The organism is Nostoc sp., assembly GCF_036917755.1.
In the GTDB taxonomy this organism is placed as follows: Bacteria; Cyanobacteriota; Cyanobacteriia; order Cyanobacteriales; family Nostocaceae; genus Nostoc.
This window is the reverse complement of sequence record NZ_JBALFC010000132.1, coordinates 1-12,653: the sequence shown is the minus strand read 5'-3', so window position 1 is coordinate 12,653 and position 12,653 is coordinate 1. Positions and strand designations below refer to the sequence as shown.

Annotated in this window: 14 protein-coding genes; 8 read left to right on the top strand and 6 right to left on the bottom strand. The window is 39.4% G+C overall.

Going from position 1 to position 12,653, the window contains the following annotated elements; genetic code table 11:
• Positions 1-276: 276 nt before the first annotated feature.
• The 4 genes from V7L05_RS28195 (at position 277) to V7L05_RS28180 (ending at position 3,466) form a co-directional block, all read left to right on the top strand.
• Positions 277-1,017: a RibD family protein gene (locus V7L05_RS28195; RefSeq protein ID WP_335169094.1), complete on the top strand. Its 741-nt coding sequence runs from the start codon at positions 277-279 to the stop codon at positions 1,015-1,017.
• Between the two features lie 167 nt (positions 1,018-1,184).
• Positions 1,185-2,366, top strand: a complete 1,182-nt coding sequence (locus V7L05_RS28190) for a GNAT family N-acetyltransferase (protein ID WP_335169164.1) — start codon at positions 1,185-1,187, stop codon at positions 2,364-2,366.
• 64 nt (positions 2,367-2,430) lie between these two features.
• Positions 2,431-2,892, top strand: coding sequence for an ankyrin repeat domain-containing protein (locus tag V7L05_RS28185; protein ID WP_335169092.1), 462 nt, complete (start codon positions 2,431-2,433; stop codon positions 2,890-2,892).
• Between the two features lie 190 nt (positions 2,893-3,082).
• The gene (locus tag V7L05_RS28180) at positions 3,083-3,466 is read left to right on the top strand and encodes a DUF4346 domain-containing protein (RefSeq protein ID WP_335169090.1); all 384 of its coding nucleotides are present in this window, start codon (positions 3,083-3,085) and stop codon (positions 3,464-3,466) included.
• Positions 3,467-3,530: 64 nt separating this feature from the next.
• Here V7L05_RS28180 and psb32 read toward each other — a convergent pair whose 3' ends face one another.
• Positions 3,531-4,268, bottom strand: coding sequence for a photosystem II repair protein Psb32 (gene psb32 / locus V7L05_RS28175; protein ID WP_335169088.1), 738 nt, complete (start codon positions 4,266-4,268; stop codon positions 3,531-3,533).
• A 408-nt stretch (positions 4,269-4,676) separates the two neighbouring features.
• Between psb32 and surE the strand changes: the two genes are divergently transcribed.
• Positions 4,677-5,357, top strand: coding sequence for a 5'/3'-nucleotidase SurE (gene surE / locus V7L05_RS28170; RefSeq protein WP_335169086.1), 681 nt, complete (start codon positions 4,677-4,679; stop codon positions 5,355-5,357).
• A gap of 72 nt (positions 5,358-5,429) precedes the next feature.
• Here the strand turns inward: surE and V7L05_RS28165 are convergent, their stop codons facing one another.
• A complete protein-coding gene (locus V7L05_RS28165; protein ID WP_335169084.1) occupies positions 5,430-5,729 on the bottom strand; it encodes a hypothetical protein in 300 nt (99 codons plus the stop codon).
• An 810-nt stretch (positions 5,730-6,539) separates the two neighbouring features.
• Between V7L05_RS28165 and V7L05_RS28160 the strand changes: the two genes are divergently transcribed.
• Positions 6,540-7,163, top strand: coding sequence for a hypothetical protein (locus tag V7L05_RS28160; protein WP_335169082.1), 624 nt, complete (start codon positions 6,540-6,542; stop codon positions 7,161-7,163).
• Positions 7,164-7,250: 87 nt separating this feature from the next.
• A complete protein-coding gene (locus tag V7L05_RS28155; protein ID WP_335169080.1) occupies positions 7,251-7,904 on the top strand; it encodes a PAP/fibrillin family protein in 654 nt (217 codons plus the stop codon).
• Between the two features lie 99 nt (positions 7,905-8,003).
• Here the strand turns inward: V7L05_RS28155 and V7L05_RS28150 are convergent, their stop codons facing one another.
• Positions 8,004-8,834 (bottom strand): hypothetical protein, encoded by an 831-nt coding sequence (locus V7L05_RS28150; protein ID WP_335169078.1) that lies wholly within the window; start codon positions 8,832-8,834, stop codon positions 8,004-8,006.
• Positions 8,835-9,104: 270 nt separating this feature from the next.
• Here V7L05_RS28150 and dcm point away from each other — a divergent pair, with 270 nt between their 5' ends.
• Complete coding sequence (gene dcm, locus V7L05_RS28145; protein ID WP_335169076.1) at positions 9,105-10,409, top strand: DNA (cytosine-5-)-methyltransferase; 1,305 nt, start codon at positions 9,105-9,107, stop codon at positions 10,407-10,409.
• 13 nt (positions 10,410-10,422) lie between these two features.
• On the opposite strand, the gene V7L05_RS28140 is transcribed toward dcm, so the two are convergent.
• The 3 genes from V7L05_RS28140 to V7L05_RS28130 are packed head-to-tail and all read right to left on the bottom strand — an operon-like array spanning position 10,423 to position 12,241.
• On the bottom strand, positions 10,423-11,424 hold the full coding sequence (locus V7L05_RS28140) for an SPL family radical SAM protein (protein ID WP_335169074.1): 1,002 nt from the start codon (positions 11,422-11,424) through the stop codon (positions 10,423-10,425).
• Positions 11,425-11,469: 45 nt separating this feature from the next.
• Positions 11,470-11,952 carry a hypothetical protein gene (locus V7L05_RS28135; RefSeq protein ID WP_335169071.1) on the bottom strand — a complete coding sequence of 161 codons (483 nt, stop codon included), beginning with the start codon at positions 11,950-11,952 and terminating at the stop codon, positions 11,470-11,472.
• Entirely contained in the window at positions 11,888-12,241 is a 354-nt protein-coding gene (locus V7L05_RS28130) for a hypothetical protein (RefSeq protein ID WP_335169069.1), read from the bottom strand. Before V7L05_RS28130 ends, V7L05_RS28135 begins: the two co-directional genes overlap by 65 nt.
• Positions 12,242-12,653 lie beyond the last annotated feature (412 nt).

Genomic DNA, 12,653 nt, shown 5'->3' with positions numbered 1-12,653 from the left:
CCTGCAAACCACAACAGCAAAGATATGCAATTAGACGATCTAAATGAGACATTTTATTAAATAATCAGAATTTTATTTTCAATGTTTAAAAATAACAAATTGCTATAATTCAAAAAGAAACGTGGGATACCAAAACTCATATATGCTAGATTTAGAAGCGATTTGTGTTGCATATGAATACAGTAGTGAAATTGTAAAATAGTAGCTTGCAGGCATGGATTTTTTTGAGAATCTACACAGGATCAAAGAAAATATTAAAACTATCAAATCAATTTAATGTTGCAACATCGTCCTCATACTACAGTTGTTTTAGCAATGAGTGCAGATGGCAAAATAGCAGATTTTAGGCGATCGCCTGCTCGGTTTGGCTCAAGGGTTGATAAAGCACACTTAGAAAAACAAATCGCTGCCTCTGATGCGGTTTTATTCGGTGCTGGTACTCTGGGTGCCTACGGAACAACACTCACCGTCACAGATCCAACTTTAGTGGAACTTCGGGCGCAAGGAGGGAAGTCTCCGCAGCCAGTTCATATAGTGACTACACACTCTGCAAACCTCAATCCGGAAATTCACTTTTTTAAGCAACCAGTTAGACGTTGGCTACTCACGACAACAGCAGGAGCAGTTTCATGGAAAGGACGCTTACAGACGCTTCCCTCAACCCTGGAAACCAGAACACAGGAGTGCCCTCCAGAATTTGAGCAGATTCTAGTTTTTGAAACACCAATGCGAGAAATTGACATTCCCGCAGCTTTGAAACATCTAGCCACTCTACATATAACACGCTTGGTGGTCCTGGGTGGAGGTGAATTAGTCGCTTCCTTAGTGGAATTAGATTTAATTGATGAATTATGGCTGACTGTCTGCCCGCTAATTTTAGGTGGTAATACCGCACCCACACCCGTAGACGGGAAAGGTTTTTTACCCGATTTAGCTCCCAAGTTGCAACTTTTAGAAGTTCACACAGTTGAGCAAGAAGTGTTTTTGCACTATCGCCTGCAACGACCAGCAGATTAGATTACGCTAAGTAAAGTTATTTATTGGGCATTGGGCATTGGGCATTGGGCATGGGGCATTGGGCATTGATTATTTCTCTTATCCCCCTTATCTCCCACTCCCCACTCCCTACTCCCTACTCCCTACTCCCTACTCCCTACTCCCTACTCCCCCAAAAAAACCACACGATGGTGGAACAACTTAAGCCTCGCTATTCTGTCGTTTGGACGAACAAAATCGCTGAAGTACCCCAAAATGCCTGGAATGCTTTGGCAATGCCACTCAAAACGCCGTTTTTAGAATGGGAGTGGCTGAACAATCTCGAAACCTCTCAGAGTGCTACGGCTAAAACTGGTTGGTTGCCAAATCACTTGACATTGTGGCGAGATAGAACGTTGATTGCGGCTGCGCCACTTTATCTTAAAGGACATAGTTCTGGTGAATTTGTTTTCGATCACCAATGGGCAGAGTTAGCCGATCGCATTGGAGTCCAGTATTACCCAAAATTGCTGGGAATGACACCATTTACCCCAGCTGAAGGTTATCGGTTCTTAATCGCCCCAGGAGAAGATGAAGATGAAATCACAGCGATGATGCTGCATGAAATTGACACTTTTTGCTCCAAAAATGGAATTTCTGGGTGTCATTTTCTCTACGTCGATCCCCAATGGCGTCCGATGCTGGAACGGCATGGCTTTACAACTTGGCTGCACCACAGCTATATCTGGGAAAATTCTGGCTTTAAAACTTTTGATGATTACTTGAAAGTGTTTAACGCCAATCAGCGCCGCAATATCAAGCGGGAACGCAAAGCTGTGGAGAAAGCAGGTTTACGATTGCAACCGCTAAGTGGCGATCAAATTCCTCAGTCTTTGTTTCCTTTGATGCACCAGTTCTATGCAGACACCTGTGATAAGTTTGGCTGGTGGGGTAGCAAGTATCTCACACAAAGATTTTTTGAGCAGCTATACATCGATTATCGCCATCGAGTCTTGTTTGTTGCTGCATATAGCGAGGAAGATAACTCTTATCCTTTAGGAATGTCCTTTTGTTTGTTTAAAGATGACAAACTCTATGGACGCTATTGGGGGAGTTTTCAAGAAATAGATTGCTTACATTTTGATGCTTGCTATTATGCGCCGATTGAGTGGGCGATCGCTAACGGCATCCAAATTTTTGACCCTGGCGCGGGCGGGCGTCACAAAAAACGGCGCGGTTTCCCCGCTATGCCCAATCACAGTCTGCACCGATTTTACAATAATCGTTTAGGACAAATTATCCGTCCCTATATTAAGGAAGTGAATCAACTCGAACAGCAGCAGATTGAGGCAATTAATGCAGAGTTGCCATTTAGTGAGAAAAATGCTTGACGAAAAGGAACTAGTTTGATTTCAATGCTGGTCATCTAGTTCCCATGTTCGCGTTAGCATCTCGTTGGCGCAGCCTCTCGTAGAGAAGAGAAGATTTTACCTATTCCTGGGAGGAAACTCTACGAATTCACGAGGGTTTAATCCTCTGTATTTGGCAACCCAATTTGGACATCAAGATGTCGTGGAATTCCTATTAGACTGCGGTGCTGATGTTAATGCTCTAGATTTTAAAAGAAGCAGTCCATTATTTGGAGCAGCACAAAATCATCACCTACAGGTGGTTAAGTCTCTTCTGTCTCGTGGTGCAGAAGTCAATTTAACTGATGATGAAGGTTGGACACCTCTTCTTCGTGCTTTTCAGAAGTCAGGTGGTGATGAAATTATCAAAAGTCTTGTCAATCATAGTGCTAATGTTAATGTTCGAGGTTGTGGGGGAGAGAGTCCACTTCATATAGCTGTAGCGCAGAACAACAAAAATATAGTTGAGTTACTGTTATCTAATGGTGCGCGAGAAGGTTTAGAGTGAGAAAGGTATGAAATTTTGAAGGGCGGAATGTGGGATAAAAGTATAATTTATAGAAAATTCTCTGATTTGGTTTTAAGTAAAAGCAATCAAAAATATCTGAAAGATATCAAGAAGACTAAGGAAGATAGGAATTACACTTGATATAGAGTGTAAAAACCCTCAAGAAAGAAAATTTCTTTTGATAATGCTTATGGATTTAATAGTTGAAAATTTAGCCGCAATTGATGATAAACTTTCCCAGCGTCATATTGACCTTGATCCCGGTGGATATTTCATTATTTACTTAGATCGAGACGCAGGGTTAATTTATGCCAAGCATTTTACAAATGTGATTGACGATCGCGGTTTAGCTGTCGATCCAGAAACGGGAAAGGTAATTCCGGCGCGAAAAAAGGTAGAACGAACTCACACGACAGTTTTTAGCGCGAGGACGGCGAAAGAACTTTGCGTGAAGATTTTTGAAGAAACTCAGCCACCTCCTCTAACTCAATTAGATCATGCAGCTTATTTGGGTCGAGAATTTGTCCGGGCTGAGGTGGCTTTACTCACAGGACAAGAGTATGTTCAAGATTAAAGTTAGGAGTGAGGAGTTAAAAGTTAAGAGTTAGAAATTCATAACTCCCCACTCCCCACTCCCATTAGCCATTAGATGATGGCTGATTTATCTGATAAATATAGTAAGTCGCCATTGGGATAACGGTGGCGGCAATTAACAATCCTACTACCCAAGCAGTAGCGTTACCTTGGTCGGTTTCTTCTGCTTTCTTGAAGGTGCCTTCTACCTGTACATTGTCAGTTATTTTGGGTGGGCCTGGATCGGCTTTGCCAGAGAGGACGGCGACAAGGCGATCGCTTGCATCTAGAAATGCCTGATTGTATTTGTTACCATTGCGTAACGGCACACTTACTGTTTCAGTAGCGACACTCTCGGCAATAGAGTCAGTGAGTAAAGGCTTGACTTGATCGCCAGTAATAATGGCAGTACCATTGGTAACTGTATCAATAACCAATAAGGTTTGATTAGCTTGGGCTTCTTTTGTAGGAAACCATTTTTTAAACAGCTCTTTGGTGAAGCTTTCCGGTGTTTCCCCATAGTCGAGGCGGCGAACAGTCACAATTCGGACTTGCTTATCTGTTTGCTTTGCCAAATCCCCGAAAGCGCTGCTAATCTTACCTTCATTCAGACGGCTGATGACTTCACTTTGATCCAAAACCCAGGTGTCATTCCCTGCTGTGAGGTTGGGTATTTGATACACACCTGTAGCTAAAGCAGGTGCGGCAAACAGCGAGGCTGCTAAAATAACCATCACCAAAGGTAGAATTAGCCGAATGAGGTGTTTTTGACTGCTAAATATTTGTTTGAGGAGCTGTTTCATCGTGTGATCCCTAAGACAGACTTGCACCAAAAATACTACAGAACCACTGCAAAAATCACCTCGTTCCCGATTTTCTCTAGTATGAAGTTTCTGATACTGTCGGCAGAATATATATTTTACAGGATTTTTTGACTGCACAAACTTGCTCTGAGGGCGGCTGCAAGCATTAACTTGACGCTAACACCCTTGCTAGTGACAAGAAATACCGCCCATTTTGGGAATTAACCCAAATACTTAGGGCGGAATTTGCAAACCATCTAGAAATCATATCGTATGATCAATATTTTTGGCAAAATCAAGCATATTTTTTCCATATCTGCAAGTAGCTTTTCCTGCTGTATCCATTGATCCAGGATATCTGCATTTTCCTGATATTTTAGGCTAAATCTATATCAATATAATATATACATGACCATAATTTTAACTAACGACGACGGCATTGATGCCCCCGGTATCCAAGCTCTGCTCAAAGCTGTAAACGGCAAAAATGCTATTATCGTTGCTCCTGTTGATCATCAGTCTGGCTGTGGACATCAAGTTACTACCACTCGTGCCATCAACCTCCAGCGACGTTCTGAGACTGAGTATGCGATCGCAGGTACTCCCGCCGATTGTGTGAGAATTGCAATAACACAAATTGCCGCAGATGTCAAATTTGTACTTTCAGGTATCAACGCTGGGGGCAACTTAGGAGTCGATGCCTACATTTCTGGCACAGTTGCCGCTGTGCGGGAAGCCGCAATGCACGGTATTCCGGGAGTTGCCATTTCCCAGTATCGCAAAGCCAAGCAGAATTTTGATTGGGATCTGGCCGCCAAATTCACAGCTAAAGTTTTAGCGGACTTACTCAAGCGTCCCCTAGAACCGGGAAGCTTTTGGAATGTGAACTTGCCGCATCTGCAACCAGGAGAATCAGATCCGAATGTGGTGTTTTGCCAACCCTGTACCAAACCTTTGCCCGTGAACTATCGAATTGAAGGCGATGATTTTTATTATGTAGGAGAATATGGCAAACGCGATCGCACTCCTGGTAGCGATGTAGATGTATGTTTTTCCGGCAATATCGCCGTAACTCAGTTAAGAGTTTAACATTCAGTTAACAGTTACTAGTTAACTGTTACCAGTTTTCCGGCAATTACGAATTACGAATTACGAATTATTTTAGTCATCTAATGCTTGAATTAAAGACATAAACCGATCTACAGTTTGTGTCAGTTGGTTGAGTTTTTGCAGTGAATCATGCTGAGATTCAGTAAGAGTTTGTACAGCATCACACAACGCGACAATTTGATAGCTTTGCTGTTGCACCTGCTGTCCCTGTGCTTCGACTTGGATGCTGAGAGTTTCCAATCTTTCTCCAAGACGTTCAATTGTCTCAGTCGTAGAGAGTACTGCTTCCCCAATTTGCTCAACAATAGATTCTAAGCGATTTATCTTTACTTCGACTCCTGCTGAAATCATTTCTTTACATCCTAGTTTTGAGAGAGCATCTTAGTAAAATTCCTAATACCAATTGAAATAATTAACCCCTGTAAAAACATTAGATAACACTATCATTCCAATAATATGTGTGATTTTGTTATTTGATGCTTATACTCAATGTTGTGTTTAGCTACTTATATAGCAGTCTATGGATGCAACACATAGTAAGGGCAATTCATGAATTGCCCTTACGAATGGTACGGCAGTTCGCCCAAGTCGAGACACCCGCCCACGCGACTGGCTCCTGTATTCCATACAATTAAGAACCGCTATAGGTAATTAATTGATTGCAATTTTTAATCAAGACTCTTCACCAGATATTACATATCTAAAATCATTAGTCACCCCTCGCAAGATATAGTTAAGGAAAATTAACTTCAATTTATACAAAGTTGTATTTACCAAAAACTTTACCAAAATTCAGTAAAGCATAGTTAAAATTGATACTTTTAATTCAGCTAATTTTCTAGTCTAATTAAGTCCCAGCAATTATATCCTTGTTGTTTAACATTTGGCTCTACAATTCACTAAACATTAGTAACAGACATTTATCTAAGTGTGATTTATCCAAAGTAGGAATTGCAATTTACTCCTCAGACTTCAGTACAGCCTAAATTTAAGCGTTACTTGGACATTGGGGAGAGCTTGTAGCAGTATTAATCTTATGGCTATTGTTTGTGCGATCGCGATCATAAATAAAATTGCTGATCTACTTACAATTCTCAAGCTTTTGAAATCTGGTAAAGTTTCAGTAGCGGTGAACATTAATTTAAAAAAAAGGAGGAAAATATGCAGTTTCTCAAAATTGTTCTTGTCGCTCTCGTGTTGATGGTGAACCTGCTAATTGCTCAACCTTCTTGGGCAGGCAAGGATTTTACTAAGGGGGCTGACTATGCTGAGGTAACTCAGGCGCTCAATCAACTTCTAACTGTAAAGGATACACCAGAGCAAGCTGGCTATACACCTGAGCAATTCCAGCAGCGACTGGCACAATTGCAGCTTCAGAAAAATGTCATAGAAACAGCTAGGAAGCGGGCGCAGTGCCGCAATGAAACTGGAAAAACGTTGGCTGTCTATGCCAATAAACCAAAAAAATCTCCAACCCAACTCTACTTCCTGGGCGCAGGAACAATCACGGATGATGATTGGGATTGCGATGGCATTTACTTACCCGCAGGTTCTCAAGTGGTTCTAGGTCCGAGCGCTCAACCACAAGAACTGACTGAACCAATTGCCGTCAAGTTTGTCGATGGTACACAGTCTATTGCTAGAAGCAATCCGGCCACTGGTGTAATTGAATTGAATGTTGAACCTGCCAAAGTATTCAAGGCAGGTGAGAGTAGCTGGTTGCTCCCCACTTTATCCCAAGCAGATATCGATGTGCATATTCCCAACCCAGAACTCATTGACTAATCTCATCTAGATAGTTGAACTTTTATGCACTTCCCACATAAAAGTTCAACTAAAGCAATAGGATATGTAAAGGAAAATCTTCAACCATTGAACAATCAACTTTTAATTAAGGAAAAATTACAAGCCAAGCTTGAGAAGATTCAAACCAAAAGCGATGGCTCTCCCGTTACCGATTTGCAGCTAGACAAAACTTTAGCCGAAGAAATTGAACAATTGACGACGGAATTAGAGAGTGTCAATCCCAATCTCAATCCTCTTCTCTATGCTACTTCTTTACTGGAGGGAGCTTGGCAACTGCAATACTCCACAGCGAGAGAAATCCGTTCTTTAGTTTCTCTCCCATTGGGATTAAAACTGGGTAAAGTTTATCAAGTGATTGATGTTGCAAATAAATTATTTTTCAATCTAGCTAAAGTTAAACATTCTCTGGGGCTAGTTTCGGGATATGTCAAGGTGACAGCTAGCTTTGAGCCAGCCAAAGAAGATTTAGAGCCTCTAGCGAACAAACGTATCAACGTCTATTTTGACAAACGCTACCTATCGATTGAGAAAATTCTTGGCATTAATACGCCCCAACTCAACCCATTTAAGGTTGTCCCAGCTAATAATCCTGCTAACAGAACTGCCACACTTGACATTACTTACTTAGATGAAACCTTAAGAATTGGACGCGGAGGAGATGGAAGTTTATTTATTCTTAGTAAATCCGATGATTTACCTGACTTCACCTCCTCAATTTGAAATTGATCGCGCCGCCGAATGGATATGGCTCTCTCAATATGATATTTGCAATATTATCCTGTATTTTAGAAGGGGAAATGCTTTTTTTCATCAAGACAATCACTGATTTTTTATTTGTTTAGATGTAGCTTCCATAAAGTCGAGAAAAACTTTTATGAGCTTATGGATTCCCTCGCTACCTCCTGCGATTAAACCTCCTGTCAGCAATGCATCTAAACAACGGAAAACAACTACTTGTATTGGATTATCTAAATCAATAACTATAAGTGGCTCGATTGAGCGAATACCTATTGCGCTCATTAAAAGACCGAATAGAAGGGATGTCCATAGAGCAATTATTCGTGTATCAGATTTATAGGCTGTTCTTTGGCGCTCTTTTTCATTTATATCATCCATTTGCGGCTTGAAGATTTTTAATGAATCTTGTTGATTTTGGGTAAAATTTTGGATGATTTGCTGTTCTAAACTCATTCCTTCAGGCGGTAGTCCACTGACTTGATTTGATTCCAAAGAAGGAAACTGTTTCTGTTGGATTTCCAGAAGTCTGATCTTCTCAGATATTAGAGCTTTTTCTTGCTGAATACTAATCTCTAATTGCTCGATAAATGGACCCCGCCAAGTAGTTATAAAAACTTCTAAAGAACGCTCTAATAACAAAGAAATAAATAGCTGTAATGTTAGTATCTGGAGAATATCATTAACGCCAAAAGGTTTTAAAATGAATGGTTTAGATGATAACCAAGTTGACAAAGTTACTACTATAAAACTAATAATGATTAGCAGAATAAATAGAGGAGATTCTGGAGAAAGCTTTCGCAACGTATCTATACTCCTGTTTTGCGTCACAATATCTAACACAGCCTGAAGGTGAGAACTACACCTGCTGAGTAACTTAACAACGTTAATTTGATAGAACAGTAAATAATTCATTAACCGACGCTTTTTTCCAGGAGTGTGATCGGCTACGCCACTGTGGAAGCGATGTTTTCAACGGGCTGTTCGGTGACGCACCTTGGTGGTAGCAGGGTAAGCCACGCTAGCCTAAAAGTATTGCTATACAAGCATTCCAGCGATAAACTGCGCGAAGCTACTGTGCATAGGGCGATCGCGTCAAATAAAATAAATACGGAATGCGAACCTACGTAATCTATTAAACTTTGGAATAAAAGTCACTTAATATCTATGCAGAAAATTCGGTTTGTGGATTTATTTTCAGGAATAGGAGGAATTAGATTAGCCTTTGAACAGGCGGCTGATTCTTTAAATATAGAAAGTGAATGTGTTTTCAGCAGCGAAATCAATTCAGATGCTCAATTAGTTTATGAAAAAAACTTTGGGCAAAAAGCTTTAGGTGACATTCGATTAATTGATCAACTACCAGAACATAAATTTTTATTAGCTGGGTTTCCTTGCCAGTCTTTTTCTCATGCTGGCAAAAAAGCAGGGTTTGTCGATACGCGAGGCACGCTATTTTTTGAAATAACCAGATTACTCGATACCTATAAACCACAAGCTTTTATTTTTGAAAATGTCCGAGGGCTTTATAGTCATGATCAAGGGCGAACCTTAGCAACAATTAAGCATAAAATCCAAAAAAGAGGTTATAGTTTTCATGCTTTTTTACTAAACAGTGCAAACTTTGGCTTACCGCAAAATCGTGTCCGCATTTATCTGGTAGGAATTTTAGATGCTTCTCCCACTTTTGAATTGATTTCTGATGTGGGACCTAAAGACTCACATTCATATAATCCTCAGCAGTTATCTTTGTTTTATTCACCACAAAAATCTATGACTGTTGCCGACATTTTGGAAAATAATCCAGATGAAAAATATAATTGCTCACCAAACTTCGTCAATGCTTTAAAACGAATATTTAATAATGATTTAAATCGCTTACATGGAATAAGGCTGATTGATTATCGGGGTGGAAACTCTATTCATTCCTGGGATTTAGGATTGCGTGGCGAGTGTAGTGTCGAAGAAATTGAACTAATGAACCGTTTCATATTAAAGAGACGGAATAAAAAATTTGGACAAGAGCAAGATGGCAAACTATTAACTCAGGAGCAAATAGCTAGCTTTTTTGAACATCCTAATTTAGGGAAAGTTTTGAATTCACTAGTTACAAAAAAATATTTAAAGCTTATTAATGATAAATACAAACCTCTATCAGGCAACTTTTCATTTGAAGTTTATAAGTTTGTAGATCCAAATAAAATTTCGGTAACGTTGGTTGCTAGTGATGCTAATAGATTGGGAGTTTACCATAATCAGAGAGTGCGGCGACTAACTCCGCGAGAAGCTGCAAGACTGCAAGGTTTTCCTGATAGCTTTATACTTCATTCCAATGATGATAAGGCTTATTATCAAATAGGAAATTCTGTGAGTATTAATGTAGTCAAAGCTGTGGCTGAGGAAGTGATTATAAAAACCTTATATTCTACTCAAGAAAGAATAGATAAATCTCAGATCACACTTGCTAAATCTTTGAATTATATTCCTTAACTATAATAGCTGTTTAAGATTTATTACGAACAGGCTGAATAGATTTGGTTTTGGATTCTGATACTGTCAAGCTGTTCCACTTTTCTACTGTTGGCTTATACAACCAATGCGCTATCTTAGCTTCATCAACATACCCTCTTAGTTCAGGATCAGGCCAAATATGAAGGCGATCCTCACATCCCACTTCTCTTGCTGCTGCTTCAATGTCATTCCATTGTCTTTTGAAGCATTCTCCCCATGAACTTTTTGTCATAATGGAACTGGCAAATTCCAAGGCTGCTGCTATCATTCGCTTACCATTAGTTCCACGAGCATTTATGGGTTCCCAAAAGATCACCTCTGGATTGAATTGCATAATTTCATACAAGTGTCTTTTGAAATCATCTAAATTCATATTAGGAGGGGTAGGAGCAACTGCAACATACAACCTACACCCAGCTTTATGACCTTTGATTAAGGCTTTATAACGTTCAGAAGGTAAAGGCGCTTGAGGTTCAATTTGGCGACTGAGTTCATCATCCAAATATGGTAGACTCATACCAACTATGACGTTAGGGTCTTTGAAAATATTGATATCATTCACCCACAACGGGCTACGAGTCAGAATTCTTATTCGTTTTTTATAATGTAATAGAGCCTGAACAGCACCACGGGTAACATTAGCAGTTTGCTTGTTCTGATAAGGATCTGTTCCAGAACAAAGAAGAACGACACCTTTACCTTCTGGTGTTACGCGCCATGACTTCTTACGGCTTAGAATCTTTTCTAATTGCTCAGGTATTTCTTCACGAACGAAAACATACTTTCCCCAATCCATCTGAGGATCACTTACTCCTTGTTCTCGTAACTGCGCTTGCTTTGTACGAATTGCAGGGGTTGAAGGTACATAACAGAAGGTACAACCATGCAGACACCCTGATGCTACGTTAACTACATAGTCACATAGCCCTTTTTTATTAAGGGCACTTTCTTGAAGGGGATTAATAATTTTTTCAGTGCCTTTGACGATGGACATTGTGTACTGCCAGTGATGTATTGGAAAGTATTATCTAGTTATGTTTTAAGAATCAACTCTAAAGAACTTGGGCTTAGAAAATAATGAAAATTGATATTTGCTCGGTGTTTTTATTATATCTAATTTTTTATAATCTGCTTGACTTCTTGTTAAGATTTTGCCATCTCTCCAAATTTCTATTTCTTTTTCTTTTAAATATCTATTTAAATATTCATTATACAATCTTCTATTAGCTGGATTAAGATGCATAGTTCTGTGTTTAATTTCTTTATAAGAAATACCATCAGGATTCTCTGCTATTAGTTTACCAACGTCCTGATCTAGCTTATCAAGACAGATTTCATAGGTACTCTTAGTAATATTAAGTTCAAGAGAAAGTTGATTTTGATTATAATAATTGGCAGTTCTAAATCCATAGCCATATATTTCATAGTGATATTGATAATTTAAATTATTCTCTAATTCAAAGCATTCTTTTATGACTTCTAATGCTGTTAAATTCTGTGAAAGATGTAGCAGGTAGTACAATTAATGGTTCTGGATAAGTTCGGTATGACTTTTGATGTGCTTCTCTCACGGCTTTGATGAGTCGAATAGGAGAACCTTCCCATTCTTGATTATTATCTTTATACATTCCACCACCACAAAATCCATCTATAAAAGTAAATGTAGTTACTCCATAGGCAGCTTTTTTATAAAGCGTAATAACTAGATTTTCAATGTATTTATCAATAATTAAATGCTTGGCTTTAGTATGAATATCTATCGCAGGAAGTTTACTTCCATCTGCATTCCAGGTTGCTTGCGCTCTACTCACGTTGATGATCTCCAGTAATAAGATTAGTAAGACTAGCTTGAGTAACTACCAGCACAGGTATTATTCCTGCACCATTTAGCAAGAAAAATTAGCTGACGATCAGACAAAAATGCGATCGCTTCTTCCCAGTCGATACAACTGGCTGAGTGCGTAGAGGCGTAGCGGCTTGTCTTCTGATATCGCTTTCTCAGAGTGTCTGCTAGTGATATGATAATTAGTCAATAATTATACTATAAGTAATTAATACACGCAAATATATAAGCAATATTCTGATTGCAAGGTTAATTAGAGAAAAGCGATCGCCTTCGCCTCAGTTTAATAGACCTCTTGCAAAAGTCCCAGATGCGTGGGACAAATAAGTTAGAGTTGGGTAGCATTAATGACCTACGAACAAGTAAAGATCCTAAAGCCG

Coding starts and splice junctions, on each gene's coding strand:
- V7L05_RS28160 (WP_335169082.1), top strand. CDS start 6,540: ATGCAGTTTCTCAAAATTGTTCTTGTCGCTCTCGTGTTGATGGTGAAC.
- V7L05_RS28150 (WP_335169078.1), bottom strand. CDS start 8,834: ATGAATTATTTACTGTTCTATCAAATTAACGTTGTTAAGTTACTCAGC.
- psb32 (WP_335169088.1), bottom strand. CDS start 4,268: ATGAAACAGCTCCTCAAACAAATATTTAGCAGTCAAAAACACCTCATT.
- V7L05_RS28140 (WP_335169074.1), bottom strand. CDS start 11,424: ATGTCCATCGTCAAAGGCACTGAAAAAATTATTAATCCCCTTCAAGAA.
- V7L05_RS28195 (WP_335169094.1), top strand. CDS start 277: ATGTTGCAACATCGTCCTCATACTACAGTTGTTTTAGCAATGAGTGCA.
- V7L05_RS28165 (WP_335169084.1), bottom strand. CDS start 5,729: ATGATTTCAGCAGGAGTCGAAGTAAAGATAAATCGCTTAGAATCTATT.
- V7L05_RS28190 (WP_335169164.1), top strand. CDS start 1,185: ATGGTGGAACAACTTAAGCCTCGCTATTCTGTCGTTTGGACGAACAAA.
- V7L05_RS28180 (WP_335169090.1), top strand. CDS start 3,083: ATGGATTTAATAGTTGAAAATTTAGCCGCAATTGATGATAAACTTTCC.
- surE (WP_335169086.1), top strand. CDS start 4,677: ATGACCATAATTTTAACTAACGACGACGGCATTGATGCCCCCGGTATC.